At 63.8% G+C, this 26,724-nt stretch carries 28 protein-coding genes; 19 read left to right on the forward strand and 9 right to left on the reverse strand.

Annotation, left to right across the window (positions count from 1 at the left end):
- Window positions 1-35: 35 nt before the first annotated feature.
- The 4 genes from C2H86_RS16025 to C2H86_RS16040 all read left to right on the forward strand — a co-directional run bounded on the left by C2H86_RS16025 (window position 36) and on the right by C2H86_RS16040 (window position 3,197).
- Window positions 36-422 (forward strand): CidA/LrgA family protein, encoded by a 387-nt coding sequence (locus tag C2H86_RS16025; RefSeq protein ID WP_159408887.1) that lies wholly within the window; start codon window positions 36-38, stop codon window positions 420-422.
- Window positions 412-1,098, forward strand: a complete 687-nt coding sequence (locus C2H86_RS16030; protein WP_159408888.1) for an LrgB family protein — start codon at window positions 412-414, stop codon at window positions 1,096-1,098. The genes C2H86_RS16025 and C2H86_RS16030 overlap by 11 nt, the downstream gene beginning before the upstream one ends.
- A 176-nt stretch (window positions 1,099-1,274) precedes the next feature.
- The gene (locus C2H86_RS16035; RefSeq protein WP_159408889.1) at window positions 1,275-2,180 is read left to right on the forward strand and encodes an alpha/beta fold hydrolase; all 906 of its coding nucleotides are present in this window, start codon (window positions 1,275-1,277) and stop codon (window positions 2,178-2,180) included.
- 114 nt (window positions 2,181-2,294) lie between these two features.
- A complete protein-coding gene (locus tag C2H86_RS16040) occupies window positions 2,295-3,197 on the forward strand; it encodes an SDR family oxidoreductase (protein ID WP_159408890.1) in 903 nt (300 codons plus the stop codon).
- A 210-nt stretch (window positions 3,198-3,407) separates the two neighbouring features.
- Here the strand turns inward: C2H86_RS16040 and C2H86_RS16045 are convergent, their stop codons facing one another.
- Entirely contained in the window at window positions 3,408-4,190 is a 783-nt protein-coding gene (locus C2H86_RS16045; protein ID WP_159408891.1) for an IclR family transcriptional regulator, read from the reverse strand.
- A 114-nt stretch (window positions 4,191-4,304) separates the two neighbouring features.
- On the opposite strand from C2H86_RS16045, the gene hmgA reads away from it, so the two are divergent.
- Genes hmgA through maiA form a run of 3 tightly spaced genes read left to right on the forward strand, consistent with a single transcriptional unit; the run spans window position 4,305 to window position 7,545 of the window.
- A complete protein-coding gene (hmgA, locus tag C2H86_RS16050; RefSeq protein ID WP_159408892.1) occupies window positions 4,305-5,606 on the forward strand; it encodes a homogentisate 1,2-dioxygenase in 1,302 nt (433 codons plus the stop codon).
- Between the two features lie 2 nt (window positions 5,607-5,608).
- Window positions 5,609-6,901 (forward strand): fumarylacetoacetase, encoded by a 1,293-nt coding sequence (gene fahA, locus C2H86_RS16055; RefSeq protein ID WP_159408893.1) that lies wholly within the window; start codon window positions 5,609-5,611, stop codon window positions 6,899-6,901.
- Window positions 6,902-6,912: 11 nt separating this feature from the next.
- Window positions 6,913-7,545, forward strand: a complete 633-nt coding sequence (gene maiA / locus C2H86_RS16060) for a maleylacetoacetate isomerase (RefSeq protein WP_159408894.1) — start codon at window positions 6,913-6,915, stop codon at window positions 7,543-7,545.
- On the opposite strand, the gene C2H86_RS16065 is transcribed toward maiA, so the two are convergent.
- Window positions 7,539-8,345 (reverse strand): SirB1 family protein, encoded by an 807-nt coding sequence (locus tag C2H86_RS16065; protein WP_159408895.1) that lies wholly within the window; start codon window positions 8,343-8,345, stop codon window positions 7,539-7,541. The two genes, maiA and C2H86_RS16065, sit on opposite strands and share 7 nt — an antisense overlap.
- 124 nt (window positions 8,346-8,469) lie before the next feature.
- On the opposite strand from C2H86_RS16065, the gene C2H86_RS16070 reads away from it, so the two are divergent.
- On the forward strand, window positions 8,470-9,489 hold the full coding sequence (locus C2H86_RS16070; RefSeq protein ID WP_159408896.1) for a Leu/Phe/Val dehydrogenase: 1,020 nt from the start codon (window positions 8,470-8,472) through the stop codon (window positions 9,487-9,489).
- 29 nt (window positions 9,490-9,518) lie between these two features.
- On the opposite strand, the gene C2H86_RS16075 is transcribed toward C2H86_RS16070, so the two are convergent.
- Entirely contained in the window at window positions 9,519-9,785 is a 267-nt protein-coding gene (locus C2H86_RS16075) for a YebG family protein (RefSeq protein WP_159408897.1), read from the reverse strand.
- A gap of 295 nt (window positions 9,786-10,080) precedes the next feature.
- On the opposite strand from C2H86_RS16075, the gene C2H86_RS16080 reads away from it, so the two are divergent.
- Window positions 10,081-10,551 (forward strand): phosphate-starvation-inducible protein PsiE, encoded by a 471-nt coding sequence (locus C2H86_RS16080; protein ID WP_103449087.1) that lies wholly within the window; start codon window positions 10,081-10,083, stop codon window positions 10,549-10,551.
- A 3-nt stretch (window positions 10,552-10,554) separates the two neighbouring features.
- Here C2H86_RS16080 and C2H86_RS16085 read toward each other — a convergent pair whose 3' ends face one another.
- The 5 genes from C2H86_RS16085 to C2H86_RS16105 all read right to left on the reverse strand — a co-directional run bounded on the left by C2H86_RS16085 (window position 10,555) and on the right by C2H86_RS16105 (window position 15,364).
- Entirely contained in the window at window positions 10,555-10,857 is a 303-nt protein-coding gene (locus C2H86_RS16085) for a DUF3509 domain-containing protein (RefSeq protein ID WP_159408898.1), read from the reverse strand.
- 122 nt (window positions 10,858-10,979) lie between these two features.
- Complete coding sequence (locus C2H86_RS16090; RefSeq protein ID WP_103449089.1) at window positions 10,980-11,327, reverse strand: HPF/RaiA family ribosome-associated protein; 348 nt, start codon at window positions 11,325-11,327, stop codon at window positions 10,980-10,982.
- Between the two features lie 204 nt (window positions 11,328-11,531).
- Complete coding sequence (fecA, locus tag C2H86_RS16095) at window positions 11,532-13,862, reverse strand: TonB-dependent Fe(3+) dicitrate receptor FecA (protein WP_159408899.1); 2,331 nt, start codon at window positions 13,860-13,862, stop codon at window positions 11,532-11,534.
- Between the two features lie 81 nt (window positions 13,863-13,943).
- Complete coding sequence (locus C2H86_RS16100) at window positions 13,944-14,873, reverse strand: FecR domain-containing protein (RefSeq protein ID WP_159408900.1); 930 nt, start codon at window positions 14,871-14,873, stop codon at window positions 13,944-13,946.
- Complete coding sequence (locus C2H86_RS16105) at window positions 14,870-15,364, reverse strand: sigma-70 family RNA polymerase sigma factor (protein ID WP_159408901.1); 495 nt, start codon at window positions 15,362-15,364, stop codon at window positions 14,870-14,872. The genes C2H86_RS16100 and C2H86_RS16105 overlap by 4 nt, the downstream gene beginning before the upstream one ends.
- Before the next feature lie 162 nt (window positions 15,365-15,526).
- Here C2H86_RS16105 and C2H86_RS16110 point away from each other — a divergent pair, with 162 nt between their 5' ends.
- From C2H86_RS16110 to C2H86_RS16135, 6 genes are all read left to right on the forward strand, one after another.
- Window positions 15,527-15,832, forward strand: coding sequence for a DUF3649 domain-containing protein (locus C2H86_RS16110; RefSeq protein WP_159408902.1), 306 nt, complete (start codon window positions 15,527-15,529; stop codon window positions 15,830-15,832).
- Window positions 15,829-17,400 carry a PepSY-associated TM helix domain-containing protein gene (locus tag C2H86_RS16115; RefSeq protein WP_159408903.1) on the forward strand — a complete coding sequence of 524 codons (1,572 nt, stop codon included), beginning with the start codon at window positions 15,829-15,831 and terminating at the stop codon, window positions 17,398-17,400. Before C2H86_RS16110 ends, C2H86_RS16115 begins: the two co-directional genes overlap by 4 nt.
- A complete protein-coding gene (locus tag C2H86_RS16120; RefSeq protein ID WP_159408904.1) occupies window positions 17,400-17,726 on the forward strand; it encodes a DUF3325 domain-containing protein in 327 nt (108 codons plus the stop codon). Before C2H86_RS16115 ends, C2H86_RS16120 begins: the two co-directional genes overlap by 1 nt.
- A 4-nt stretch (window positions 17,727-17,730) precedes the next feature.
- On the forward strand, window positions 17,731-18,282 hold the full coding sequence (locus tag C2H86_RS16125; RefSeq protein WP_240349607.1) for an RNA polymerase sigma factor: 552 nt from the start codon (window positions 17,731-17,733) through the stop codon (window positions 18,280-18,282).
- On the forward strand, window positions 18,279-19,259 hold the full coding sequence (locus C2H86_RS16130; RefSeq protein WP_159408906.1) for a FecR family protein: 981 nt from the start codon (window positions 18,279-18,281) through the stop codon (window positions 19,257-19,259). The genes C2H86_RS16125 and C2H86_RS16130 overlap by 4 nt, the downstream gene beginning before the upstream one ends.
- A 102-nt stretch (window positions 19,260-19,361) precedes the next feature.
- Window positions 19,362-21,752, forward strand: coding sequence for a TonB-dependent siderophore receptor (locus C2H86_RS16135; protein WP_159408907.1), 2,391 nt, complete (start codon window positions 19,362-19,364; stop codon window positions 21,750-21,752).
- Window positions 21,753-21,864: 112 nt separating this feature from the next.
- Here the strand turns inward: C2H86_RS16135 and C2H86_RS16140 are convergent, their stop codons facing one another.
- Window positions 21,865-22,740 (reverse strand): helix-turn-helix transcriptional regulator, encoded by an 876-nt coding sequence (locus C2H86_RS16140; RefSeq protein WP_159408908.1) that lies wholly within the window; start codon window positions 22,738-22,740, stop codon window positions 21,865-21,867.
- A gap of 148 nt (window positions 22,741-22,888) precedes the next feature.
- Between C2H86_RS16140 and C2H86_RS16145 the strand changes: the two genes are divergently transcribed.
- The 4 genes from C2H86_RS16145 to C2H86_RS16160 all read left to right on the forward strand — a co-directional run bounded on the left by C2H86_RS16145 (window position 22,889) and on the right by C2H86_RS16160 (window position 26,651).
- Window positions 22,889-23,782 carry a DMT family transporter gene (locus tag C2H86_RS16145; protein WP_159408909.1) on the forward strand — a complete coding sequence of 298 codons (894 nt, stop codon included), beginning with the start codon at window positions 22,889-22,891 and terminating at the stop codon, window positions 23,780-23,782.
- A 75-nt stretch (window positions 23,783-23,857) separates the two neighbouring features.
- Window positions 23,858-25,351, forward strand: a complete 1,494-nt coding sequence (locus C2H86_RS16150; protein WP_159408910.1) for a glucosyltransferase domain-containing protein — start codon at window positions 23,858-23,860, stop codon at window positions 25,349-25,351.
- The gene (locus C2H86_RS16155; protein ID WP_159408911.1) at window positions 25,348-25,716 is read left to right on the forward strand and encodes a GtrA family protein; all 369 of its coding nucleotides are present in this window, start codon (window positions 25,348-25,350) and stop codon (window positions 25,714-25,716) included. Before C2H86_RS16150 ends, C2H86_RS16155 begins: the two co-directional genes overlap by 4 nt.
- Window positions 25,713-26,651 carry a glycosyltransferase family 2 protein gene (locus C2H86_RS16160; protein ID WP_159408912.1) on the forward strand — a complete coding sequence of 313 codons (939 nt, stop codon included), beginning with the start codon at window positions 25,713-25,715 and terminating at the stop codon, window positions 26,649-26,651. Before C2H86_RS16155 ends, C2H86_RS16160 begins: the two co-directional genes overlap by 4 nt.
- Window positions 26,652-26,724: the final 73 nt, after the last annotated feature.

Raw genomic sequence — 26,724 nt, forward strand, 5'->3', positions numbered from 1 at the left:
TCTTAAAATGAGGGCCTGTCGAGGAACTCCCACCCATGAAACCTGCACTACTGAAAAAGCCCCTGCGCCTGCTCGCCGAGCTGGCGGTCCTGCTTGCCTTGTTCCTGGTCGGTGGCCAACTGGCCGCATGGCTAGGCTGGCCGATCCCCGGTGGGGTGATGGGCCTGGGCCTGCTGTTGCTACTGTTCGCCTGTGGTGCAATCAAGCCGGCCACCTTGCAACTGGGCGCCGGCTGGCTGATGGCGGAAATGCTGTTGTTCTTCATCCCGGCGCTGATGAGCCTGCTCGATTACGGCAGCCTGGTGCGCAGCGAAGGTTGGCGCATCCTACTGGTCATCGCCGTGAGTACCCTGATGGTCATGGTGGTTACTGCCGTGACCGTGGAACTGGCCTGCCGCTGGAGGCTGCGCCATGAGCCTTGAACCCATGCCACTGTTCTGGTTGGCACTGACCTTGGCAGCCTACCTGGCCAGTCGCTGGCTGTATCGGCGCACCGGGCGTTACCTGATGTCACCGCTGATTCTGGTCCCGGCATTGCTGCTGGCGGTGGCCGTGCCGCTGCACACGGCCTACGCCGAATATTCGCGCAACACCCATTGGCTGATGAGCGTCCTGGGCCCGGTGACCGTGGCCTTTGCCGTGCCGATCTGGCAACAGCGGGCGATGCTGGCGCGGCATTGGCCGGCGCTACTGGTGGGCATGGTGGCGGGCAGCGCGGCGTCGATCGCCAGTTCCTGGAGCCTGGCGCACCTGCTGGCGCTGGATGATGCGATCAGCCTGTCGCTGGTGCCGCGTTCGATCACCACGCCATTCGCCATGCCGCTGGCCCATGACCTGGGTGGCGTACCGGAGCTGACAGCGGTGTTCGTGATGTTCACCGGGGTGCTGGGGGCCATGTTCGGCGGCGTGCTGCTGCGCTGGCTGCCATTGCGTACCCCACTGGCGCGGGGCGCGCTGTTCGGTGTGGGCGCGCATGGTGCCGGGGTCAGCCGCGCCCAGGAAGTGGGCCGCGAAGAGGGTTCGGTGGCCGGCCTGGTCATGGTCCTCACCGGCCTGCTCAACCTGTTCGCCGCGCCGTTGCTGGCGATGTTGCTGTGACCGTACGTGCCACTGACTCGCTCGGTCATCAAGCTGGCTGGTAACGCAATTTTCACATTACGGGCCGCTGATTAGACTCAACCTCGACATAGAGAGCACATGAAAGTGCCGAGGTGACATGCAATGACCGCAGCCTTGCCCTATTCCGTCAACACCACTCTACCGGGACAACCCTGATGCCTATCGCCGAGATTCCATTGCGCGTCTGGCGTACCCGGGGACAGAGTTTTTCATTCCGGGGCCAGAGCATCCGCTACTGGACCGCAGGGCAAGGAGAGCCCCTGTTACTGTTGCATGGATTTCCCACCGCAAGCTGGGACTGGCATTACCTGTGGGCGCCGCTGACCCAACGCTTCCGGGTGATTGCCTGCGACATGCTCGGCTTCGGCGATTCCGCCAAGCCGCTCAACCACCGCTACAGCCTGATGGAGCAGGCGGACCTGCAACAGGCGCTACTGGCGCATCTGGAGGTTGACCAGCCGGTGCATCTGCTGGCGCACGACTACGGTGGCAGCGTGGCTCAGGAACTGCTGTCGCGGCACCACGAACAGCGTGTCGACATCGCCAGCTGCGTGTTCCTTAACAGTGGGCTGTTCCCGGAAAGCTGTCAGATCCCCCTGGTCCAGAAGCTGCTGCTCAGCCGCCTGGGCTGGCTGGTGGGTCGTTCATTTGGGCGCGACGATCTGGTGCGCAACGTGACCCGGATCTACGGCCCGTGCACCCATCCCAGTGAAAGCGCGCTGGACGATTGCTGGAGCCTTATCGCCACCAACTACGGTACGCGCGTCCTCCACAAGCTGGTGGGTTACCAGCCTGAGCGCAGGCAGCATCGTGAGCGCTGGGTTGGGGCATTGCAGCGCGATGGCATACCGCTGCGGTTCATAAATGGCATCGCCGACCCGATGTCCGGCGCGGATATGGTCGAGCGCTATCGGCAGCTGGTGCCTAACCCCGACATCGTGCAGCTGCAAGGCATTGGCCATTACCCACACACCGAAGCGCCTGTGCAGGTACTGCGCCATTACCTGGCCTTTCGCGAACAGCTGCTGAGTTTTCTGCCGCAGAAAGTCGCCTGGTCCTGAACCCGCGATCATCGCCCGCCGTTATCGCCTGGCATTAGCCTGGGTGAGCTTGATTGTCCGCCTGCACGGGCTGGCGGACACTCGATGCTTTCAACCTGATCTGGAGCCGCGCCCGTGAGCGAGCCGATAAACCTGCAGGACCGTGTTGTGATCGTGACCGGAGCCGGTGGCGGCCTGGGCCGTGCCCATGCCTTGCTGTTCGCCGCACGCGGTGCCAGGGTCGTGGTCAACGACCTGGGCGGCTCGGCCCAGGGTGAGGGGGCCAATGCGTCGGCTGCCGACAAGGTCGTGGCCGAAATCCGCGCTGCCGGGGGCACGGCGGTGGCCAACCATGATTCGGTGGGCGACGGTGCGCGCATCGTCGAACAGGCACTGGACAGTTTCGGCAGGGTCGATGTGCTGGTGAACAACGCCGGCATCCTGCGCGACAAAGCCTTCCACAAGATGGACGACAGCGATTGGGAGCTGGTCTACAAAGTCCACGTCGAAGGTGCCTACAAGGTTACCCGGGCGGCCTGGCCACACTTGCGCCAGCAGAACTGGGGGCGGGTGATCTTCACGGCGTCGACCTCGGGTATCTATGGCAACTTCGGCCAGGCCAACTACGGCATGGCCAAGCTGGGGCTGTATGGCCTGACCCGGACCCTGGCCATCGAAGGGCGCAAGCATGGCGTGCTGGTCAATGCCATCGCCCCGACCGGTGGCACGCGCATGACCGAAGGGCTGATACCCCCGCACCTGTTCGAGCGGCTCAGGCCCGAGTTGATCAGCCCGTTGGTGGTGTACCTGGGCAGCGAACAGTGCGAGGACAGTGGTGAGTTGTACGAGGTGGGCGGTGGCTGGGTGGGCAAGGTGCGCTGGGAGCGTAGCCTCGGTGTCGGTTTCGATCCTGAGCAAGGATTTACCCCAGAGCAGGTCGCGGATCACTGGGCGCAGATTGGTGATTTTGCAGGGGCGGTGCACCCGCACGACAACCTGCAGGCGTTGCAGCAGATGATGGCAAACCTGCAGAAATAAAAAAGGCCGCTGCAAAACGCAGCGGCCAATCGAGACGTTAGATCAAGGAGCTTCAAAATCAACGTCGGTGAACCTCGCGGGCCTGAAAGGCGGGGGGTAGAGCCCTTCATGCCGGCCAGTGAGGTAAGAATAAGCGCTTGATCCTGTGGGAAAAATAGCTACTTGTGACATTCACCTTTACGTTTCGGGCAACAGTGCCAGGCACATGTTTCAGGCCGCTGGCGAGTAGCCCATGCGCCAGCTGGTGTCTCGCGCTGCAGCCAGCAGACGTTGTGCTGCCGGGCCGTGTTCATCGGCATGGAAGATCGAAGTCGGGCCGACCACGGTCATCACTGCCGCGATCTGCCCCATGGCGTTGAACACCGGTGCAGACAGCGCATCCACGCCCGGCATCAACAGGCCGTGCACATGGTGCAAGCCCTGTTCGCGGATCCCTGCCAGCAAGCCTTCGTAGTCGCTGGCGTTCTGCTGCAGCGCGGCCAGCTCGCGGTCACGCAATTCCACGGTCTCACGCTCGGGAAGATGGGCGGCAAATACCAGGCCGGTGGAGGAGCTGAGCAGCGGCAGCACCGAGCCGATCTGGGTTACCACCGTGACCGCCCGCACTGCGGGCTCGATGCTCACGACCGTGGCGCCCTGGTTGCCCCACACCGCCAAGAAGCAACTCTCGTTCAGCTCATCGCGCAATTGCGACAGGGGCAGTGCCGCCACTTTCAGCACATCGATGCTGCCCAGCGCCGCCAGCCCCACACGCAATGCCTCACGTCCCAGGCCATAGTGGTTGGTGGCGGCATCCTGCTCGGCGAAACCACTGGCGATCAGCGCCTGCAGGTAGCGGTGCACCTTGCTCGCCGGCATCTGCACATGCTCGGCCAGGCGCGACAGCGAGGTGGAGGGGGAAAGTTCGGCGAGGGCCTTGAGGATGTCGGTGCCGACTTCCGCCGAGCGGACTTTCTGCTTGCCGTTGTCGGCGGGGGAGCTGGCTTTGGCCATGTATAGGTAGCTTCCGGATTTTTCGCGTCGCGCCTTTATAGCTTGACGCCTGGCGGGGAGCAAATTACGTTATTCGTAATCAGATTACGATAAAAACAAAATCCGGAGGCTTCGATGAACCACGACACGTCCCCCGACCTTCATTACCTGAGCGGTTTTGGCAATGAGTTCGCCAGCGAAGCATTGCCCGGCGCACTGCCGGTCGGGCAGAACTCGCCCCAGAAAGCCCCCTATGGCCTGTATGCCGAGCTGCTGTCGGGCACGGCGTTCACCATGGCCCGCAGCGAACTGCGCCGCACCTGGCTGTATCGCATCCGCCCCTCGGCCTTGCACCCGCGCTTCGAGCGCCTGCATCGCCAGCCATTGAGCGGCCCGCTGGGTGCGGTCACGCCCAACCGCCTGCGCTGGAACCCACAGCCCATGCCCAGCGAGCCGACCGATTTCATCGAAGGCTGGGTGCCGATGGTGGCCAACTCGGCGGCCGAAAAGCCGGCCGGGGTCAGCATCTACATCTACCGCGCCAACCACTCCATGGAGCGGGTGTTCTTCAATGCTGACGGCGAGTTGCTGTTGGTACCGGAACAGGGCCGCCTGCGCATCGCCAGCGAACTGGGCGTGATGGACGTCGAGCCACAGGAAATCGCCGTGATTCCGCGGGGCATGAAGTTCCGCGTCGAGCTGCCCGATGGCCAGGCTCGCGGCTACATCGCCGAAAACCACGGCGCGCCGCTGCGCCTGCCTGACCTGGGGCCGATCGGCAGCAATGGCCTGGCCAACCCGCGTGATTTCCTCACCCCGGTGGCGCACTACGAAGAAGTTGATGGCCCGGTGCAGCTCGTACAGAAGTTCCTCGGCGAGCATTGGGCCTGCGAGCTGCAGCACTCGCCGCTGGACGTGGTCGCCTGGCACGGCAGCAACGTGCCCTACAAGTATGACCTGCGCCGTTTCAACACCATCGGCACGGTCAGCTTCGATCATCCGGACCCATCGATCTTCACCGTGCTGACTTCGCCGACCAGCGTGCACGGCATGGCCAACATGGACTTCGTGATCTTCCCGCCGCGCTGGATGGTGGCCGAGAACACCTTCCGTCCACCATGGTTCCACCGCAACCTGATGAACGAATTCATGGGCCTGATCAACGGTGCCTACGACGCCAAGGCCGAAGGCTTCCTGCCGGGTGGTGCCTCGTTGCACGGGGTGATGAGTGCCCACGGGCCCGACGCCGAAACCTGCGAGAAGGCCATCGCCGCCGAGCTGGCGCCGCACAAGATCGACAACACCATGGCTTTCATGTTCGAGACCAGCCAGGTGCTGCGCCCGAGCCTGCAGGCACTCGACAGCCCGCAATTGCAGGCCGACTACGATAGTTGCTGGGCCACCTTGCCGAGCACCTTCAACCCGAACCGGAGATAACCATGAACCAGACCGCCATTGCCCGTAGCTGGGTCGAGCACGCCAACGGGCACAGCGACTTCCCGCTGCAGAATCTGCCGCTGGGCATCTTCAGCCGCCCGGGTGAAGCACTGCGCTGTGGCGTCGCCATTGGCGATGCCATCCTTGACCTTGAAGCCGCACTGGCCGCGGGCCTGTTCGATGGTCAGGCCAAGACAGCGGTGGAAGCCACCCGCGGCGGTGCGCTGAACGGCTTCTTCGCGCTGGGGCGCGATGCCCGGGTGGCGCTGCGTGAGCGTCTGCTGGTGCTGTTGGGCGAACACAGCGAACATCAGGCTGTGCTCAAGGCTGCGCTGTATCCAGCCAGTGAGTGTCAGCTGCACCTGCCGGCCAAAATCGGCGACTACACCGACTTCTACGTCGGCATCCAGCACGCCACCAACGTCGGCAAGCTGTTCCGCCCCGACAACCCTCTGCTGCCCAACTACAAATACGTACCGATCGGCTACCACGGCCGCGCTTCGACCTTGTGCCCATCGGGTACCGAGGTCCGTCGCCCGAAAGGCCAGACCCTGCCGGCCGGCCACACCGAGCCGAGCTTCGGCCCCTGCGCGCGGCTGGACTACGAACTGGAGCTGGGCATCTGGATCGGCCAGGGCAACGACATGGGCCAGGCCATCCCGATTGCCGAGGCTGACCAGCACCTTGCCGGTCTGTGCCTGCTCAACGACTGGTCGGCGCGGGACATCCAGGCCTGGGAATACCAGCCACTGGGCCCGTTCCTGTCGAAGAGTTTCATCACCAGCATTTCGCCGTGGGTCGTCACCGCCGAAGCCCTGGAGCCCTTCCGCTGTGCCCAGCCGGCCCGCCCGGAAGGTGACCCACAGCCGCTGCCTTACCTGCTCGATCAGCGTGACCAGGCCAATGGTGCCTTCGATATCGAACTGGAAGTGCTGCTGCTTACCGAGCGCATGCGCGAGCAAGGCATGCCGGCTCACCGCCTGGCCTTGAGCAACACCTTGAACATGTACTGGACCGTGGCCCAGCTGATCGCCCACCACAGCGTCAACGGCTGCCAGCTGCAGCCTGGCGACCTGTTCGGTTCCGGCACCCTGTCCGGTGCCACGCCAGATGCCTACGGCAGCCTGCTGGAAACCACCGTGGGCGGCAAGCAGCCGGTGGAGCTGGCCAGCGGCGAAATCCGCAAGTTCCTCGAAGACGGTGACGAGATCATCCTGCGCGCCCGCTGCAAGCGTGATGGCGTGGCCAGCATCGGCTTCGGCGAATGCCGCGGCAAGATCATCGCAGCCAACTGAGGGAGCAAGCCATGGAGCTGTATACCTATTACCGTTCCACCTCTTCCTATCGGGTGCGCATTGCCCTGGCGCTGAAGGGCCTGGAGTACCAGGCCCTGCCGGTCAACCTGCTCAAGGGCGACCAGCGCGGTGATGCCTACGTCGCGGTCAACCCGCAAGGCCGGGTGCCGGCCTTGCGCACCGACGACGGTGAATTGCTGGTGCAGTCGCCAGCGATCATCGAGTACCTGGAGGAGGTTCATCCACAGCCTGCGCTGCTGCCGGCTGGCGCTGCACTGCGTGCCAAGGTGCGTGGCGTGGCGGCGATCATCGGTTGCGATGTGCACCCGCTGCACAATGTCAGTGTGCTCAACCAGTTGCGCCAGCTGGGCCATGACGAGGCGCAGGTCAATCAGTGGATCGCCCACTGGATTGGTCAGGGGCTGGCCGCCGTGGAGCAGTTGATTGGCGATCACGGTTATTGCTTTGGCGATGAGCCGGGGCTGGCGGATGTCTACCTGATTCCGCAGTTGTATGCGGCCGAGCGCTTCAATATCGACCTCAGCGGCTACCCACGCATCGCCCGGGTCGCCGCACTGGCCAAGGGGCATCCGGCGTTCGCCAAGGCGCATCCGTCCTCCCAGGCGGACACACCGGCTCAGTGAATCGAACGGTTCACCGTCGGTAGGTTGCCGATACGTTCGGATAGCTTCAGGCGCTGGACCGGGTCGTCGGTCAGCAGCAGGGCATGCTCCAGGTCGAAGCGTTCGGCCTGGGGGCAGTCCAGGTGTTGATACAGTGTTGCGCGGGTCATGTAGTCACTGGCCTGCGCCGGGCCCAGTTGCATGACCCGTTCGGCATCGATCAGCGCGGCCAGGTGATTGTCGTTGCTGATATGCAATTGGCGCAGGTTGCGCGAAAGGCGCTGCAGCATCTGCGTGGCGCTGGCACCTTGCAAGTGTTCGGCGGTCAGCGGCACATGCGGGCCGAACTGGCGCGCCAGCAGCTCGCGGCAATCATTGGGGTACAGGCGGCGGCCCCCGCAAGGGTCGAGCAGGTGATCGGCACCGGGCACGCGCAGCAGGAAGTGTCCAGGGAATGCCACGCCCTCCAGGGGTATGGACAGGCGCCGGGCCAGTTCCAGGGTGATGATGGCCAGTGCCAGGGGTTGGCCGCGTCGGCGCAGCAGTACCTTGTCCAGCAGCGCCGCTTGCGGGCGCAGTGGGTGGTATTCGTCTTGCTGGAAACCCAGTGCGTTGAGCTGGCGCAGCAGCGGCTGGGCCAGTTCGGATAACGGCAGCATGGGCAGGCAGGCACTGATCTGCCCTTGCAGGTTTTGCAATGTGGCAAGGCTGGCCGCAGGCTCGACCTTTCGATCATGCTCGACGGCGATCCACAACGCAGCTTCCAGCAGGGCGACCGGCTCGCGCTCCAGGCAGGCCAGGCAGGCTTGACGTGGCTTCATGGGGGCTCTCCACACACGCTTGAGTATTAGCTGGGGGGCGTGGATTCGTCCAGTGGTCCGCCCGCAGCGCCTGCATCTGGCGCGTGCCTATACTGGTAGGAGCACCTCGTTGGGGAGCCCGTCGATGTTCGCGCTGATGCAAAGCACCCGTACCCAGTCGCTGCACCTGTTCATTGACCCACCCACCGGCCTCAAAGCCGTCGTGGCGATTCACAGCGAGAAGTTGGGCCCGGCGGTAGGCGGTTGTCGCTACCTGCCCTATGCCGATGACGAGAGCGCCATGACCGACGCCATTCGCCTGGCCCAGGGCATGAGCTACAAGGCGGCGCTGGCGGGGTTGTCTTTGGGGGGCGGCAAGGCGGTGATCATGCGTAACCCGCATGTGGAAAACCGCGCGGCACTGTTCGAGGCATTCGGCCGCTTCATCGATACCCTGCAAGGGCGTTTCATCATTGCCGTGGACAGCGGTACCTCGACCCTGGACATGGACTGCATTGCCCAGAGCACACCGCATGTCACCAGCACCACGGCCTCCGGTGACCCGTCACCGCATGCCGCCATGGGCGTGTTCGCCGGCATCCGCGCCACCTCGCAGGCACGCCTGGGCAGCAGCAACCTCGAAGGCCTGCGCGTGGCCGTGCAGGGGTTGGGCAATGTTGGTTATGCCCTGGCCGAGCAGCTGCACGCGGCGGGCGCAGAGTTGCTGGTCAGCGACCTTGACCCAGGTCGGGTACGCCTGGCGGTGGAGCAGTTCAATGCTCACCCGGTGACCAATGACGCCTTGATCAGCACCCCCTGCGATATTTTCGCGCCTTGTGGCGTAGGGCCGGTGCTCAATGGCCAGACGGTGATGCAGTTGCGTTGCGCGGCGGTGGCGGGGGCGGCGAACAATCAGCTGACTACGCTGCAGGTGGCTGACCAGTTGGAGTCACGCGGCATCCTGTATGCCCCCGACTATGTGATCAATGCCGGTGGCCTGATCTACGTGGCGCTGAAGCATCGGGGTGGCGACCTGAGTACCATCACCGCGCACCTGGCGCGGATACCAACGCGGCTGACTGAGGTGTTCGGCCATGCCCAAGCGGAAAAGCGCTCACCGGCCCGGGTGGCGCAGATGCTGGCCGAGCGTTTGCTTTATGGTTGAAGCCGGGCGCCGCAGCGCCTTCAAGCCGCTTACTCGCTGCCTTTTTCCGCTGCATCCAGATCAGCCAAAGCCGCCGCATTGTTCTTGAACGCCGCTGCAAACACCGTTCTGTTCTTGGCCATGAAGATGCTTGCCTCTTCGGCAAGGTTTTCATCCAGCCCCGGTACATGCTTCACCAGAACCTGGGTAAGCACCTCGGCCAGTTCCAGCATCTGGTCGTGGGCGTCTGCGAGTTTGCGGTCCAAGAACGTGGTCTCCAAATCGCGCGTGCTGCGGTAAAGAATCTCAACAGCCATACGAGGCCTCTCGGTCAGTGGTAGCAGGGGGCGGTCGTGCGCCTGCTGCTTTGCGGTTCAGTTGCTATCCAGGCATTCGGGCAGATTGCCGTTACCGAATACTGTATCGATGTACAGTAATGGCAATGCGGTCGTTTCGCAACCAGAAATTGTAGCTGTGCTGAATTCGCACGCCGCCCGTGCCTTGCGGCAATCGGTCGCCTTCCAAGGCAGGGGCCTGGCCCTTTAACTGCATGGCACAAGCGTCACAGGCGTGACGCATCATCCTTCATGTCGTATCGGGGAATCGCACATCGTGGATATCAAATGGGCTGAAAAACTGCGCAAGGGCCTGCACGGCTCGGCCGACGCGCTGGGTAACCTGTGTGTGGAAGCGTTCCACTACCTGGCGCTGTTCGGCATCGGCGCGATTACCGCCTACGCGGCGGTGGTGACCTTCCTGGACATGCTCGGCAAGGGTGGGATCAGCGTCGATGACATCCTGTTGCTGTTCATCTACCTGGAGCTCGGGGCGATGGTCGGCATCTATTTCAAGACCAACCACATGCCGATCCGATTCCTGCTGTATGTGGCGATCACTGCGCTGACGCGCCTGCTGATTGGCGATGTGTCGCACCACAAGGCGCCGGACGAAGGGCTGCTGTACGTATGTGGCGGCATCCTGCTGCTGGCGTTCTCGATCCTGGTGGTGCGTTACGCCTCGTACCGCTACCCCTCGACCAAGGTGCTGGACGCCAGCGGCAAGGAAGTGGAGGAGGGCAAGTAGCCCTCAGTTGGCCACGCCGACGGCTGCGAGGTGACGTGGCGCGTGGCGGCTGTCGCGGGTCAGGGCGGCGAGGACCTGCAACGGGTTCTGCCCCAGTTCGATGGCCAGGCCCAGGCGGATGCTGTCGATGATTCGCTGCAGGCGCACCGGGTCATTGCGCTGGGCCTGGCTGATCAGGCGCTTGGCGACCACACCGGCGTCGTCGGAAAGGGTCAGCATGATGCTGCCGTCCAGCCGTTCGATACTCAGGTTGACCCGGTACTCGGGGGCGAAGGCGGTGCTGATCTGTTCAAAGGGATTGTTCATGGTCGGGGTCTGCAATGAATGACTGCAGAAGTTGACCGGGTAAACCGCAGGTTGGTTCAGCCCCATCGATCGGGGCACGAAAACGCCCGGCACAGGCCGGGCGTTGTTGTTCTTGCAGATGATCAGGCCTCTGGGTCACTCAGTTCCAGTGCACCGCGCTTGCTGCGCAGCTTGCCGTAGAAGTGCTCCAGCGCATTGTTCAGCTTGCTGGCGGCACCGTCGACCGCCTGGTCCAGTGAAGCGGCGGTGTGGGTCACGGAAATCGGCTGATGGCCTTTCGGGCGAGCCTCCAACTGGCAGCGTTTGTCATGCGGGCCGGGCTTGGCGCCGTTCTCGTCACGCAGATGCACCTCGATGCGGGTGAGGTCGTCGTCATAGCGTTCGAGGGTGGCTTCCAGCGTGCTGCGGACCCACTCGTTGAGACGGATGTTGCCTTCGATATGGTTGCTGCTGTTGACCTGGATTTGCATGATTCCAATCCTTATTCAGCTTGCTCGCATGGAGGCGTGCCTAGGCCATTGAGGGCCTTGGAAATTCTGCGCCTCTTGACTCTAAGGTCAGGCAACGGCGGAGCGAATTCAACCCCTTTTTGAAAATAAATTTTCTGTTGCAAATTCGCCAGAGGGGGCCGCAAAGCGGCCCCGGTTTCTGAAAACTTCAGCGCCGGCGCTATCTCAGAATTCCACCGACGTCTGCACATACAAGGTCCGCGGCTCACCCACGTATTTGCCCTTGTTGTTGTCATCGAACGACCGCGTGTAGTACTCGCGGTTGAACAGGTTCTTCACCCCCACCGCCACCTTCAGGTTCGACAGCTGCGGCCCGAAGTCATAGCCAGCACGGGTGCTGACCAGCATGTAGCCAGGGATGCGCCCGGTGCTGCCATCGGCGCTCTCGGCACTGGTATTGGCGTTGTCGGCATACTGGCTGCTCTGGAAGCTGCCATCCAGGTTCAGCTGCCAGGGCCCTTCGGTGTAACCCACGCCCAGGTTGCCTTTGTGTCGCGACGAGAACGGCACCTGATTGCCCTTGTTCGGCCCATCTTCACGGATGGTCGCGTCAACGAAGGCATAACTGGCGTGCACGTCGAAACCGGCCAGTGCCGGGCTCAGGCCATCCAGCGCATAGCGCACGCTGGTCTCGATGCCCTGATGACGGGTCTCGCCACGGGCGATCACCGAGTCATTGGTCTGATTGCTTTCGTACTGGTTGTCGAAGTTGATCAGGAACACACCGAATTCGGCCTGCAGGTCGCCGTTGTCGTAGCGGGTACCGACCTCCCAGGTACGTGCCTTCTCCGGTTTCACTTCGCCGCTGCTGACGCGGTTGGGCATCTGGCTGTATTGCACGCTGCCGAATGAACCTTCGGTGTTGGCGTACAGGTTCCATTGGTCGGTCAGGTGATACATCACGTTCAGTGCTGGCAGCGCGGTGTTGTAGCTGCCCTGGTAGCGTTGACCGTTGATCTTGTTGCTCTGTTCGGAATCGATCATCTCGTAGCGGATGCCCGGTGTGATGGTCCAGCGGCCGATGTCGATGCGGTCGTCCAGGTAGATGGCATGGGCCTCGGTGCTGCCACGGGTATCGCGGTCGTTGCGGCTGGCGGTTGTTGGCAGGCGGTCGGCGCTGGTCGGTTCGCGATAGCGCAACTCGTGGCCGGCCTCGTTGACATAGCGGTAGCCGATGCCCAGTTCGTGCCAGCTGTCACCCAGGGCGACACCTTGCGAGAAACGGGTCTCGATACCCCGTACCCAGTATTCACGTGGCGACAACGAAACGAAGCTGCCCTGGTCCAGGTAGCCGCTGCGCAGGGTCTTGGTGAAGAAACTGTTGACGCTGAACTGCCGGTCGTCCTGCTTGTAGTCGTAGCCAAAGTTGAACAGCGTGCGACGTCCCCAGAACTTGTCCTTCAGGCGTGTCGACTGATACGGGTCGTCGTCGAAATCGGCCGTGCTCAGGCCGCCAGGCATCTGCGCTTCGCCCTCGTAGTACTGAGCCATGGCATGCAAGCTGTTGGCGTCGTCCAGTTGCAGCTTGCCCTTGAGGATCAAGTCGTCGATTTGTGTGTCGCTATGCTCACGCCAGTCGCTACCGCGCACACCGGAATACAGCAGGGCTCCGCCCAGGCCGTTTTCATTGGTGCTGCCGACCAGCAGATTGGCGCTGTTCTTCAAACCATCCTGGCTCGAAGAAGGGCTGATCTGGTTTTGCATGGCGGCCTTGAAGGTCGCCTCTTCGGGGATGGCGCGGGTGACGAAATTGACGATGCCGCCGACGTTCTGCGGGCCATAGCGTACGGCACCGCCGCCGCGCACCACGTCCACCGCATCCATGTTGCCCATGCTGATCGGTGCCAGCGAAAGCTGGGGCTGGCCATAGGGCGCGAACGGTACCGGAATACCGTCCATCAGCACGGTAGAACGCGAAGCCAGGCGCGGGTTGAGGCCGCGGATACCGAAGTTCAGTGCCAGGTCATGGCTGCCGGTACCGTTGTTGTCCGGGGCGTTCACGCCGGGGATGCGGTTGAGCACTTCACGCGCAGTGCTGGCGCCGCTGCGTTCGAATTCCTCGCGGCGCACCACGTCTCGCGCACCGGGGTGCTCGAAGACGTTATCTTGCTGCGCTTCACCCAGCCAGTCGCCCACCACGGTCGAGGTGCCGAGCTCCACCGCAGCACCTGGGGCCGATGTGGCAACCGGTTGCAGGCTGAAAGCGTTGTCAGACTCCTGGCGAGCCTGCAGGCCACTGCCACGCAACAGCGCATCGAGACCTTTGGCGACCTCGTACTGGCCATCCAGCCCTTGGCTGGCAAGGCCCTGGGTCAGTTGCGAGCCGAACGAGATCAACGCGCCGCTCTCGCGGCCGAACTGATTCAAGGCCTCTTCCAGCGAGCCGGCGGAGATGTGGTAGGTGCGTGCTTCGGCAGCCTGCAGCGCTGGGCTGGCGAGTCCGAGGCTGGTGACAAGCAGCAGGGCGTGGGCGAGCGGGTGAGGGCGCAAGGGCATCGTCATGAGTCCTGTGAGAAGGGGTTCTGCCTTCTCTGTCACGCGAGGGTGTGGAATCGGCTCAGGTAATCGAACATTTTTTCACCCGAGCCGAGGCTCGACCGTTACCCAGTAACGGGTGAAGCGTCGCACCCGCACCGGCAGCGCCACTTCCAGCATGTGCAGGATCTGCTCGCTGTCATCCAGCGGATACGAGCCAGAAACCCGCAGGTTGGCTACCGTCTCGCTGCAGCCCAGCTGCCCTTGGCGATAGCGGCCAAGTTCGGCGAGGAAGTCCACCAGGCGCATCTGCGAGGCCACCAGCATGCCGTCGACCCAGGCGCTGCTGTTGCGATCCACGGGGGCGATGGCCTGCCAGCCGTGCGCGGTGAAGCGGGCGCGCTGCCCGGCGAGCAGCGCGTGGCCGGCAAAGCTGGCCTTGCCGCAGAGCACCGAGACCAGGCTGAAGCCGTCGAACTCACGCACGTTGAAGCGCCCGCTGTCCAGGCGCATGGCGCCCTGATCGGTACGCAGCAGCAAGGGGCGTGTATCACTGGCCACGTCCAGCGCCAGTTCGCCCTCGAGCAGCCGCACCAGGCGCTGTTGGCTGTCGAAGTGCACATCAGCGGCGCTGCGGGTATTGAGTTGCAGCAGGCTGCCATCGTCCAGCTGCATCCGCCGCCGTTGCCCGAGCGGGCTGCGGTAATCGGCCATCAGGCCAGGTAGCGGATTGTGCGAATGCAGGCCCAGGCCGGTAGCACTGGCCACGCCGAACAGCAACAGTGCCTTGAGCGCACGGCGGCGGGCAGGGGAGTGCGGAGCCTGCAGGGTGGCATGCACCACGGGCGAGGCGACCCCGCGCAGGCGCTGGTTGACCTGCTGGATATGGGCCCAGGCGCGCTGATGTTCGTCATTGGACAGCAGCCAACGCTGCAGGGCCTGTTGCTGACTGTGGTCGAAGTCGTCGCCCTGGGACTCGATCAACCAGTGCACGGCCTGTTCGGCCACCTGCGCAGAAAAAGAGCTGTTCACAGGGCGAAGTAGCAGCGCAGGGCTGCTTTGTTCAGGTAGCGCTTGACCGTAGCCAGTGAAATGCCCAGCTCGCGGGCGATTTCGGTCTGGCCCAGGCCGTCGACCTGGGCCAGCAGGAACACGCGCTTGACCAGCGGCGGCAGGCCATCGAGCAAGCGGTCGAGCTCCAGCAGGGTCTCGAAGATGATCGCTTTCTGCTCTTCACTCGGGGCGACGCTTTCCGGGACCTGGGCCAGCGCTTCGAGGTAGGCACGCTCGAGCTCCTGGCGGCGGAAGTGGTTGCACAGCACGCGCTTGGCCACGGTGACGAGAAACGCCCTTGGCTCGACCAGTTGCGGGGCTTCGCGCGCCTGCAGCAGGCGCACGTAGGTGTCCTGAGCCAGGTCGGCGGCGCTTTGCGGGCAGCCCAGGCGCCGGCGCAGCCAGCCGGTCAGCCAGTTGTGATGGGCGTGGTAGAGGCCTTCGACCGTGGATGAGAGGGCGCTGGACACCGAGGATACTCCGGCGCCAACTAGCGCAACTGGTAGTAAGAATTGTTCGCATTATAGGGAGGTGTGCCGACTCCGGCAATCCTCATGCCTACCGTCTCTCAGACTTTGCTTATGAGAATTGAAATCATTACTATTGCACCCCCATTCCCCCGGACTCACGCCATGAAGCGCTCCGCCGCCGGACTTCCTCTCAGCTATCGCCTGGCCGTGTTTTCACGCAGCCTGGCGGCGTTGCTGGGCGGCTATCTGCTGGCGTCGCTGGCCAGTGTCTGTCTGGCCCTGTTGCTGCCATTGCCCCAGGTCGACGCCACGCTCACTGGCCTGATGCTCTCGTTCGTGTTCTACCTGCTGGCCTTCATCTGGTGCTTCGCCTGTCGCAGCGCCTGGCGTGCCTGGCTCGGCGTACTGCTGCCGAGCCTGGTACTGGGGCTGCTCGGCGGGTTCGCCTACTGGATGAAAAACCCATGAAGGAAGGCTTCCGCCAGGCGATGGCCTGGCTGCATACCTGGACCGGCCTGATCTTTGGCTGGCTGCTGTTCGCCATCTTCCTTACTGGCACCCTGTCGTACTTCAAGGATGAAGTCAGCCACTGGGCGCAGCCGGAAGTGCGCCGCCATGCACTCGACCCGGTAGCCAGCCTGGGGCTGGCCCAGCGCTATCTGGAGAGCAACGCCGCGCATTCGGGCAGCTGGATGATCCGCCTGCCCAGCGAGCGCGAGGCTGCCTTGAACGTCGGCTGGCGCGACCCCGAGGGCGGGCGTCGAGGCTTTGTCAGGAAGGATCTGGACGCGCAGAGCGGGCAGCCGGTCGAGGCGCGTGACAGCCGTGGCGGCGATTTCTTCTATCGGTTCCATTTCGAACTGCAGATGCCGTATCCGTGGGGCCGCTGGCTGTCGACGCTGTGCGCCTTCATCATGCTGCTGGGGCTGGTCACCGGGATCATCACCCACAAGAAGATCTTCAAGGAGTTCTTCACCTTCCGCCCCGGCAAGGGCCAGCGCTCATGGCTGGATGGCCACAACGCCATCGGCGTGCTGGTGTTGCCGTTCCACCTGATGATCAGCTACAGCAGCCTGGTGCTGTTCATGTACATGGTCATGCCGGCCAGCATCATGGCCAGCTATGGTAATACCGGCGATTACTTCAATGACCTGTTCGGCCGCGACGAGGCCCCCAGGGTGGCCAATGTCGCTGCACCCCTGGTGCCGCTGGCGAGCCTCTATGCCAAGGTTCAGGCGCAGGTGCCAGGCGCGCGCATGGGCTTCATCCAGGTGCAGAACGCCGGTGATCGCAATGCCCGTGTCACCTTCACCCAGTCATCGGCGGACAACGTCCCCTACAAGCGCAGTGCCAGCTGGACCTTCGATGGTGCCACCGGTGAACTGCTGAAACAGGGCGCCCCGGAAAGCGCAACGATGATGACCTCCTTCAGTTTCGCCGGCCTGCACATGGGCAACTACGCCGGGCCTTGGCTGCGTTGGTTGTACTTTGCCTTCGGGCTTGCCGGTACAGCGGTGATCGGCACTGGCCTGGTCATGTGGCTGGGCAAGCGTCAGCTCAAGCATGCCAAGAGCGAACGCCTGCCGGGCGAACTGCGCCTGGTCGAAGTGCTCAACATCGCCAGCATGAGCGGCCTGATCCTGGCTGTGGCCGGCTTCTTCTGGGCCAACCGGCTGCTGACCGTGTCACTGCAAGGGCGCGCCGACTGGGAGGTGAACACGTTCTTCCTGGTCTGGCTGGTGTCGCTGCTGCATGCCGTGCTGCGCCCGGGGCGCAAGGCCTGGGGCGAGCAGCTGGCACTGGGCGCACTGGCCTTTGCCCTGCTGCCATTGCTCAATGCCCTGAGCACGGGCCAAGGGTTGAACGCCTCTATGCCTGCGGGTGACTGGGCCATGGCCGGGTTCGACCTTACCGCCCTGGCGTGCGGGCTGTTCCTGGCCTGGGCCGCAAGCAAGATGCTGCGCGCCCCGAAGCCTGTCGCCAAGCGTGCGCCACGGGCGACCAAGGCAGCGACCAAAAGGGTCGAGGTGCTGTGATGCTGAGTATTGCCCTGATCGAATACGCCGGCTTCGCCGCATTGTGCCTGGCGATGGACAAACACTTCAGCGAGCTGCTCAAGCGCAAGCCCGGCCCCGGTCAGTTGCGTGTATTGCGCGTTGCGGGCTGGCTGTTGCTGACTTTGTCGCTGTTCCTCTGCGTTCACTGGCGTGGCTGGGCTCACGGTCTGGTGGAGTGGGTCGCGCTGTTGATGGCTGGTGCCACCTTGTGGGTGTTCTGCTTGCCCTATCTGCCACGTGTGCTGTTAGGCCTGGCTGCTGTCAGCTTGGTACTGGGCCCGCTGTTGGCCGTGTTTGCCGGGTGATGCCTTGAGCGAAACCGAGAGCGACGGCACCCGCGCGCGCTTCGTCGAGGTATTCCTGGCCCAGCGTGCGCGCATGGAGGCGCTGGTCAGTCGCCGGGTGGGCTGCCGTGCCACCGCGTCCGACCTGGTACAGGAGTTGTTCCTGCGCTTCTGGCGCCGCCCCGAGGTAAAGGTCGAAGCGCTCGACACCTACCTCTTGCGCTGCGCCGGCAACCTGGCCATTGATCACCTGCGCAGTGAGGGCAGCCGCGAACGCGTCGCCGAAGCATCGCTGCCGCTGGATGAAGCCGGCCTGGCCCAGGCGCCGGAGCAGGCTGTCGAGGTCGATCATGACCTGCAGCGCGTGGAAGCCGCCTTGCGAGCACTGCCCGAGCGTACCCGGCAGATCTTTCTGCTCAATCGCGTTCACGGCTGCACATACGGCGAAATCGCCAAGGCCATGGAGCTTTCCCAGAGCAGTGTGGAAAAGCATATGATGCGCGCCCTCGAAGCGTGCAAGGCCAGTGTTGCCGAGCCCGCGACCTTCACTCGCAGGCCTGGGAGCGCCCGCCGATGAGCCATCCAGACCTGATCACCGCAGCCCAGTCCGAGGCTGCCTTGCAGTGGCTGATCCGCATCAACGAACAGCCGGCAGCGGCCAGCAGCGCGGCGTTCAAGCGTTGGTTGCTGGAAGACCCGCAGCATCGCGAAGCCTACGCCGAGGCCCAGTTGCTGTGGCAGCTCAGCGAAGCGCCGGCAGCGCGTCTGGCCGAGGAAGAACAGGCAGATTTGCAGCGCTACTTGCTGGCCATGGCCAAGCCGCCTGCGAAAGGGCATTGGCGGCGCGCCGGCATGGCATTGGCCGCGGCGTGCCTGGTGCTGGCCGTCAGCATGGCGGGCGGCTGGCGGCCCAGTGACTGGTTGTTGAACCTGCAGGCCGATTTCAGCAGCAGTGATGCGATTCGCCTGGTGACCCTGGCGGACCAGTCACAGGTGACCCTGGATGCGGGCAGTGCCATCACCGTCGACTTCGAGCAAGGCGAACGCCGTGTGCGCGTGTTGCATGGCGCAGCGTTCTTCCAGGTTACCCACACGGGGCAACCATTCGTGGTGGAAGCCGCTGGCGGCGAAGTAAGGGTGCTGGGCACGCAGTTCGAAGTACGCGACCAGGGGCAGGGCGCCCAGGTCACCGTGCGCAGCGGGCGCGTGGCGGTTATCCCGGCAGCGGGGCAGGTCGGCCAGGTACTGACGGCCAATCAGCAGCTGGTCTATGCCGACGGGCAAGCAGGTGAGCTGGCGAGCGTGGACAGCGACAGCCGCCTGGCCTGGCGCCAAGGATGGCTGAATTATTACCAGGTACCGCTGGCGCAGGTGGTGGCAGACCTGGGCCGCTACTACCCCGGGCGCATCGTGTTGCTCGACGGCGAGTTGGGGCGGCGCAAGGTCAGCGGCAGCTTCCCGGTGGATGAGCCTTTGGCAGCTCTGGACTCGCTGGGCAAGGTGCTGGGCTTCTCGCGGCAAACCTTGTTGGGGCGGCTGACCGTAATTCGCTGACAAAAAATTTCAAAAACGGATGAGGTAACAGCAGTTGGCATCCGTGTAATGAGTGGAAGTGCGATTCATTCGCAGTAATAACCCTCTCACAGGTCAGCGTCCATGAAGTTCTCCCCGCGTTGCGTTCCCCTCTGGCTCGGCCTTGCAGCGTGCTCGGCCATCACCGCTGCCCCTGGCCTAATGGCCGCCGAGCAACGCCAACTGCACACTTTCGCCCAGGCCAGCCAGCCGCTGGCTCAAGCCCTCAACGCGTTCAGCCGTGCCACTGGCCAGAGTGTGGTCTACACCCTCGAGCTGCCCAGCGTGCAGGCCCCGGCCGTCAACGGCTCGTTCAGTGCCGAAGAGGCCCTGCGACAGTTGCTGGGCAACAGCGGCCTGACCTGGCGCCGCCTCGACGCACGCACCCTGACGCTCGAACCTGTGGATACCTCGGGCGCCCTCAACCTGCAGGCCACTACAGTGACCTCGCAAATGGACAGCTACAGCTATCAGCCACCCGCCAATGCGTCGATCATGCGCGGCCAGGGCCCATCCCAGGACATCCCCCAAGCGATCAACGTGGTGCCAGCCCAGGTCATCCGCGACCAGGCCCCGCGCAACCTCGATGACGCCCTGGCCAACGTCAGCGGCATCACCCAGGGCAACAACTTCGGTGGCACTTCCGACACGGTGATGAAACGTGGCTTCGGTGACAACCGCGACGGCTCGATCATGCGTGACGGCATGCCGCTGGTGCAGGGCCGCAGCCTCAACGCCAGCACCGAGCGGGTCGAAGTACTCAAGGGTCCGGCCTCGCTGCTGTACGGCATCCAGGACCCGGGCGGGGTGATCAACGTGGTCAGCAAGCGCCCGCAACTGCAGCAGTACAACGCCCTGACAGTGCGCGGTTCCACCTATGGCAGCGGCAAGAACGGCAGCGGCGGTGGTTTTGACAGCACCGGCGCGCTGGGTGACAGCAACTTCGCCTATCGCCTGATCGTCGACCACGAGGACGAAGACTACTGGCGCAACTTCGGCGTGCACCGCGAGTCGCTGGTGGCGCCGTCGCTGGCCTGGCTCGGCGAAGACACCCAGGTGGTGCTGGCCTACGAGCACCGCGAGTTTCTCTACCCGTTCGACCGCGGCACGGCCTTCGGCAGCAACGGCCACCCGCTGGACATTCCGGCCACCCGCCGCCTGGACGAGCCGTTCAATGACATGGAAGGGCGCTCCGACCTCTACCGCCTGGAAGTCGACCATCAGTTGGCCGACGACTGGAAGCTGCACTTCGGCTACAGCTTCAATCGCGAGACCTACGATGCCAGCCAGGTTCGCGTGACCGGCGTGAACGAGGCCAAGGGCACGCTGACGCGCAGCATCGATGGCACCCACAACGCCATGAGCCGCGACCAGTTCGCCACCTTGAGCCTCAATGGCAATGTCGAAGTGGCGGGCATGCAGAACGACCTGCTGTTCGGCATCGACCACGAAGACCGCAAGATCTTTCGTGGCGATCTGATCCGTCAGACCTCTCGATCCACCTTCAGCTACCTGAACCCGGTCTACGGCCAGGAAGTGGAGGGCACCACGGTGCGCGCCAGCGACAGCGACCAGACCGACAAGCTGCGCACCGACGCCTTGTTCGTGCAGGACGCGCTGCACCTGGATGAGCACTGGATCCTGGTCGCTGGCGCGCGTTATCAGCAATATGACCAGTACGCCGGCCGCGGTCGTCCGTTCAAGGCCAATACCGACAGCAACGGCCAAGCCTGGGTGCCGCATGCGGGCATCGTCTACAAGGTCGATGACCAGCTGTCGTTCTACGGTAGCTACAGCGAGTCCTTCAAGCCCAACTCCAGCATCGCCCCGCTGACCGGTGGCGTGGTGCTGGACTCGTCGGTGGCACCGGAGGAGGGCAAGTCCTGGGAGCTGGGGGCCAAGCTCGACATGCCGGGTAGCCTCACCGGTACCCTGGCGCTGTTCGACATCACCAAGCGCAACGTGCTGGTCGCCAACTTCGACAGTGGCACCGGCGAGACGGTGTACAGCAACGCAGGGGAAGTCAGCTCACGGGGTGTCGAACTCGACTTGACCGGGCAACTCAGCGAGCGCTGGAGCCTGATCGGCAGTTACGCGTATACCGATGCCAAGGTGACCAAGGATCCCGACCTTGAGGGCAACCGGCTGCAGAACGTGGCCCGGCACACCGGTTCGCTGTCGGCGGTGTATGACTTCGGCAGCCTGTTCGGCGGCGATCGCCTGCGTTTCGGTGCCGGGGCGCGCTATGTAGGCGAGCGGCCGGGGAACTCGACCAATACCTTCGACCTGCCGAGCTACACCGTGGCCGATGCGTTCGCCACCTACGAGACCAAGCTCGACGAGCACAATGTGCGCTTGCAGCTGAACGTGAAGAACCTGTTCGACAAGGTCTACTACAGCTCGGCGGTGAACCAGTATTTCGTTGCCATTGGCGATGCGCGGCAGGTGAGCCTGTCCAGCACCCTCGAGTTCTAGGTAGTTGGGGCTGCTTTGCAGCCCATCGCGGGACAAGCCCGCTCCTACAGGGGACCGCGATCTCCTGTAGGAGCGGGCTTGTCCCGCGATGGGCCGCACAGCGGCCCCAGTTTCACGAGCTCACGGCCGAGCGATACTCGCCAGGGGTTGCACCGAATGCCTGGCGGAAGCGGTTGCTGAAATGGCTGGCGCTGGCGAAGCCGCACAGCAGCGCCACCTGGCCCAAGGGCAGCTCGCCCAGGCGCAGCAGCTGGCAAGCGCGATGCAGGCGCCGCGCCAGCAGGTACTGATGCGGCGGCAGGCCAAAACTGCTGCGGAACATCCGCGCAAAATGGTATTCGGACAGGTTGCTGCGCAGTGCCAGTTCACCCAGGGTAATCGGCTGGTCGAGGTGCGCCTCGATGTATTCCACCAGTTGCCGGCGCAAGCTTGGCGCCAACCCGCCTTTCAGGCGCAACCCCTGGCGCAGGCCAACCTGGCTCAGCACGGCATGGTCGACGATCTCGTGGGCCAGGCTGCTGGCCAGCAACCGTTCAGCGGGCTCATCCCAGGCCAGGCTGATCAGCTGGCGAAAGCGCACGGATTGCTGCGGGTCATCGAGGAAGGTCGCCTCCTGCAGCTGCAGTTCGCGTGGCTCGCGGTCGAGCAAGCGCACGCAACCCAGGGCGAACTGCGCTTCGCTGATGTACAGGTGGGCCAGGCGAATCGCACCGTTCACCACCCAGTTCGACTCATGCCCCGCCGGCATGATGCACAGCTTGTCAGGCGCACCCTTGTCGGTCGGGCGCTGGCGACGGAAGGTACCGGTGCCATCGGCGATGTAGCACGACAGCGTGTGATGGCTCGGCGCCTGATAGTCGCGAGCGTCGTCGCGGTTGCTCCACAACGCTGCAGCCAGCCCATCGCCCAGGTGCGCGCTCAGCTCCAGCCGGGCGTTGGGCGAGGCGTGCATGGCGTTGAACACTTGCAGTTGGGTGAGTGGCGTCATGGGCGGGTCCTCTGGCGCTCATCGTACTGCGCCAGCGTTTCGCTGACAGCCACCAGTGGGCAAAAAGCGCAAGTTTGTGCAAGCGCGTGGTGGTGGGCAGGGGGAACACTGAAGGCGTTGAATTTGAAAGGCCCAAGGAACCGACGCCATGAACCTCTCTTTGTACCTGCTCACCGTCCTGATCTGGGGCACCACCTGGATCGCCCTGAAACTGCAACTGGGCGTAGTCGCCATTCCGGTGTCGATCGTCTACCGCTTCGCCCTGGCCGGCCTGATCCTGTTCGCCATTCTCCTGCTCACCCGCCGCCTGCAGCCGATGAACCGGCGTGGCCACCTGATCTGTCTGGCGCAGGGGTTCTGCCTGTTCTGCGTCAACTTCATGTGCTTCCTCACGGCCAGCCAGTGGATTGCCAGCGGCCTGATCGCCGTGGTGTTCTCCACTGCCACCTTGTGGAATGCCCTCAACGCCCGGATCTTCTTCGGCCAGAAGATCGCCAGCAATGTCCTCGGTGGTGGTGCACTGGGTTTGCTCGGCCTCGGCCTGCTGTTCTGGCCCGAGCTTTCGCACCACACGGCCAGCCGCGAAACGCTGTACGGCCTGGGCCTGGCACTGCTCGGCACGCTGTGTTTCTCGGCCGGCAACATGCTCTCCAGCATGCAGCAGAAGGCCGGGCTCAAGCCGATGACCACCAATGCCTGGGGCATGGTCTATGGCGCGTCGATGCTGGCCGTGTATTGCTTGGTCAGCGGCATCCCCTTCGCCATGGAATGGAACACCCGCTACATTGGCTCGCTGCTGTACCTGGTCATCCCTGGCTCGGTGATCGGCTTCACCGCCTACCTGACCCTGGTCGGGCGCATGGGGCCGGAGCGGGCTGCCTACTGCACGGTGCTGTTCCCGCTGGTGGCGCTGAACGTGTCGGCGTTTGCCGAAGGTTACCAATGGACGACACCGGCGCTGCTGGGCCTGGTGGCGGTGATGGCGGGTAATGTGCTGGTGTTCCGCAAGCCTCGGCCCAAGCCGGCTGCCGCCCTGGCATGAGGCTGCCAAAAAATGCCGGATAGGGCGTTGGCGGCTGGCTAGACTTCTGCGGGAGTCTTTATCCGGGGAAAGGGGATGCCGCCACCGCCGCCATGGGACAAGCCACTTACGCCTGTGCAACTGTGGCTGCTCTGCTGCGCGGCGTTGCTGCTGCATGTCCTGCCATTGCTGATGGCCGACATGCCGTTTCTCGACGACTACGCCCGTGAGCATCTGGCGCGCAACGACTGGATGGACGTAGGGCGGCCGTTGATGGTCGCCTTGTACGCCGCACTCAGTTACGCCCCCGCTGCCGTGAACCTCTATCCGTTGCCGCTGCTGCTGGCGGTGCTGGTAACCGGGTACGCGCTGGTGCGTTTGCTGCGCTATTGGTTCGAGACACCGAGCCTGAGCTGCGTGCTGTTGGTGTTGCCCTTGTGGTTCCAACCGTATTTCCTGCAGAACCTTTCCTACCAGTACGACGGCGCCAGCATGGCGTTGTCCATGGCAGCGGCAGTCTGGGCGATCACGCTGGGTACACAGCGCTGGCGTGGCGGGATGTACGGGACTTTGTTGGTAGCTGCCGGCGCTGCGCTCTATCAGCCCAGCGTCAACGTGTTTGCCGGGCTCTGTGCGCTGGAAGTGATGCGTCGAGTGATCGAGGGTGACCGGGGTGCTGTGGTCTGTCGCCTGGCTGCGGCACGTGCGGGGCAGCTTCTGCTCGGGATTTTGCTGTATTACGCCAGCAGCGCCTGGAGCGTGGCCTCGACGCGCGGCGGCTTGTTGCCGCTGGATGGGCGATGGCTGGCTGAGGTGCTGGCACGCCTGAGAACCACGGCCGAGGTCGTCAGCTTGCTGATCACCCCCGGTAATGCCTGGCTGTTCGCACTCCTGCTGCTCTGCGCCGCGTTGGCGTTGCTGCGTGAGTTGCAGCGCGTATGGCAACGCCCGGCTACTGCGGGCGAGCGGCTGGGCTTGATGGCGGCCTTGCTGATGCCGGTTGCGCTGGTTCTGCTATGTGTGCCTGGCTTTATCTTGATGCTGGCGGAGTTCGAGCGGACGGTCCGCGTGCTGATGGGGCTGGGTGTCCTGCTGATGCTGTTGTATGTCCTGGTTCACCGGGCACTGGCCAGTTGGCCACGCTTGCGTTTGCTGGCGCTGGTCACGCCCTTGCTGTTCATGCTGTCGTTCTCGTTCGCCTATGGTCGGGTGCTGGTCTTGCAGAAAGCGTTGCATCAGTCCATCGCGCAGATGCTGGCCCATGATCTCTTGTCGCTTGGCAAGGCAGAGCATTACTACGTACTCGGCTACTGGTTGAAGCGGCCATGGATTCCAGCGGCGGCGGGCACCTTGCAGGCCATGCCGGCCATGGCGAAGATCCACGCCTACAACTACCTGGTGCTACCCGAGATGTTGCCCCGCGTAGGCATCGACGAACTGCACACGTTCTACCAGCCACCACCGCTGGACCGGCAACAGGTGCTGGCAGCCAGCCCGACGCCGCAGGTGTCGAACCGCTTCTATGACATCCACCGGGTCGGCGACGACGCCTACGTGCTGGTCAAGCCGCCAGAAGGATATGGCCAGTGACCTGGCACCATTTTGCCCGCTACGGCCTGGTCGGCATCGGCAACACGCTGGTGCACTGGCTGGTGTTCTTCGGCCTGCACCTGGCGTTGGGCCTGAAGCAGGCACCGAGCAACCTGCTGGCCTTTGTAGTGGCCGCCACGGCGTCCTACCAGTTCAACGCCCGCTACACCTTCGCGGTCAGGCCGACCGGCAAGCGTTACCTGCTGTTCCTGTTGGGCATGGGCTGCCTCAGCCTGGCATTGGGAGCGCTTTCCGACCTCGCGGGCCTGTCGCCCTGGCTGACCTTGCTGACCTTCTCGGCAACCAGCCTGGTTGCTGGCTACTGCTTTTCGCACACCGTGGTGTTCAAACGGAGGGGCTCATGAACATCACCCTGATCGTGCCGGTATTCAACGAGCAGGACACCCTGGAGCGCTTCTATGACGCGGTGCGCAGCGAACCGACGTTACGGGACGTGACGGTGGAAATCCTGTTCGTCAACGACGGCAGCAGCGATGCCAGCGAAGACATCTGCGCCGAGTTGGCAGCGCGGGACGAGTGGGTCACGGTGGTCAACTTTTCGCGCAATTTCGGCAAGGAGTCGGCGCTGTTCGCCGGCCTCGAATATGCCGAAGGCGATGCCGTGGTGCCGATCGATGTCGACATGCAAGACCCGGTCGACGTCATCGCGCAGATGATCGCGCTGTGGCGGGATGGCGCCGACGTGGTACTGGCCAAGCGTCGTAGCCGAGCCGCCGATACGCCCCTCAAGCGCTGGAGTGCGCGCTTCTACTACCGCCTGCACAATCGCATCGCCTCGACCCATATCGAAGAGAACGTCGGCGATTTCCGCCTGCTCGACCGCAAGGTGGTGGCTGCGATCCGCCAGTTGCCCGAGCAGCAGCTGTTCATGAAGGGCGTGCTGTCGTGGGTGGGTTTTCGCACCGCGATCGTCGAATACGACCGGCCGGAGCGAGCGGCGGGCAACAGCAAGTTCAGCTTCTGGCGGTTGTGGAACCTGGCACTGGACGGCATCACCTCGTTCAGCACCGTGCCGCTGCGGCTGTGGAGCTACGTGGGCGCAGGGGTGTCGTTGTTCGCCTTTGCCTTTGCGGTGTACATGCTGGTCGACAAGATGCTGCATGGCAATGATGTGCCGGGGTATCCCTCGATGATGACGGCGATCCTGTTCCTGGGTGGGGTGCAGTTGATCGGCATCGGGATATTGGGGGAGTACGTCGGGCGGATTTACCAGGAGACCAAGCATCGGCCGCGGTATGTGGTGCGCAAGGTGCTGGGCAGGCGGCGGCAGCCTAGATGAAATGAATTGCTTGTACCGGCCTCTTCGCGGCTGAAGCCGCTCCTACAGGTATTGCGCGGTCCTTGTAGGAGCG

This window comes from Pseudomonas putida, from assembly GCF_009883635.2.
Taxonomy (GTDB): domain Bacteria; phylum Pseudomonadota; class Gammaproteobacteria; order Pseudomonadales; family Pseudomonadaceae; genus Aquipseudomonas; species Aquipseudomonas putida_W.

Bases quoted from the DNA above. Each gene is read 5' to 3' on its own strand.
- C2H86_RS16150 (WP_159408910.1), top strand. From the start codon at position 23,858: ATGCCGCCACCGCCGCCATGGGACAAGCCACTTACGCCTGTGCAACTG.
- C2H86_RS16065 (WP_159408895.1), bottom strand. From the start codon at position 8,345: ATGAAGCCACGTCAAGCCTGCCTGGCCTGCCTGGAGCGCGAGCCGGTC.
- C2H86_RS16160 (WP_159408912.1), top strand. From the start codon at position 25,713: ATGAACATCACCCTGATCGTGCCGGTATTCAACGAGCAGGACACCCTG.
- C2H86_RS16140 (WP_159408908.1), bottom strand. From the start codon at position 22,740: ATGACGCCACTCACCCAACTGCAAGTGTTCAACGCCATGCACGCCTCG.
- C2H86_RS16045 (WP_159408891.1), bottom strand. From the start codon at position 4,190: ATGGCCAAAGCCAGCTCCCCCGCCGACAACGGCAAGCAGAAAGTCCGC.
- C2H86_RS16085 (WP_159408898.1), bottom strand. From the start codon at position 10,857: ATGAACAATCCCTTTGAACAGATCAGCACCGCCTTCGCCCCCGAGTAC.
- C2H86_RS16070 (WP_159408896.1), top strand. From the start codon at position 8,470: ATGTTCGCGCTGATGCAAAGCACCCGTACCCAGTCGCTGCACCTGTTC.
- C2H86_RS16075 (WP_159408897.1), bottom strand. From the start codon at position 9,785: ATGGCTGTTGAGATTCTTTACCGCAGCACGCGCGATTTGGAGACCACG.
- fecA (WP_159408899.1), bottom strand. From the start codon at position 13,862: ATGCCCTTGCGCCCTCACCCGCTCGCCCACGCCCTGCTGCTTGTCACC.
- hmgA (WP_159408892.1), top strand. From the start codon at position 4,305: ATGAACCACGACACGTCCCCCGACCTTCATTACCTGAGCGGTTTTGGC.
- maiA (WP_159408894.1), top strand. From the start codon at position 6,913: ATGGAGCTGTATACCTATTACCGTTCCACCTCTTCCTATCGGGTGCGC.
- C2H86_RS16035 (WP_159408889.1), top strand. From the start codon at position 1,275: ATGCCTATCGCCGAGATTCCATTGCGCGTCTGGCGTACCCGGGGACAG.
- C2H86_RS16090 (WP_103449089.1), bottom strand. From the start codon at position 11,327: ATGCAAATCCAGGTCAACAGCAGCAACCATATCGAAGGCAACATCCGT.
- C2H86_RS16025 (WP_159408887.1), top strand. From the start codon at position 36: ATGAAACCTGCACTACTGAAAAAGCCCCTGCGCCTGCTCGCCGAGCTG.
- fahA (WP_159408893.1), top strand. From the start codon at position 5,609: ATGAACCAGACCGCCATTGCCCGTAGCTGGGTCGAGCACGCCAACGGG.
- C2H86_RS16130 (WP_159408906.1), top strand. From the start codon at position 18,279: ATGAGCCATCCAGACCTGATCACCGCAGCCCAGTCCGAGGCTGCCTTG.
- C2H86_RS16030 (WP_159408888.1), top strand. From the start codon at position 412: ATGAGCCTTGAACCCATGCCACTGTTCTGGTTGGCACTGACCTTGGCA.
- C2H86_RS16135 (WP_159408907.1), top strand. From the start codon at position 19,362: ATGAAGTTCTCCCCGCGTTGCGTTCCCCTCTGGCTCGGCCTTGCAGCG.
- C2H86_RS16145 (WP_159408909.1), top strand. From the start codon at position 22,889: ATGAACCTCTCTTTGTACCTGCTCACCGTCCTGATCTGGGGCACCACC.
- C2H86_RS16115 (WP_159408903.1), top strand. From the start codon at position 15,829: ATGAAGGAAGGCTTCCGCCAGGCGATGGCCTGGCTGCATACCTGGACC.
- C2H86_RS16110 (WP_159408902.1), top strand. From the start codon at position 15,527: ATGAAGCGCTCCGCCGCCGGACTTCCTCTCAGCTATCGCCTGGCCGTG.
- C2H86_RS16120 (WP_159408904.1), top strand. From the start codon at position 17,400: ATGCTGAGTATTGCCCTGATCGAATACGCCGGCTTCGCCGCATTGTGC.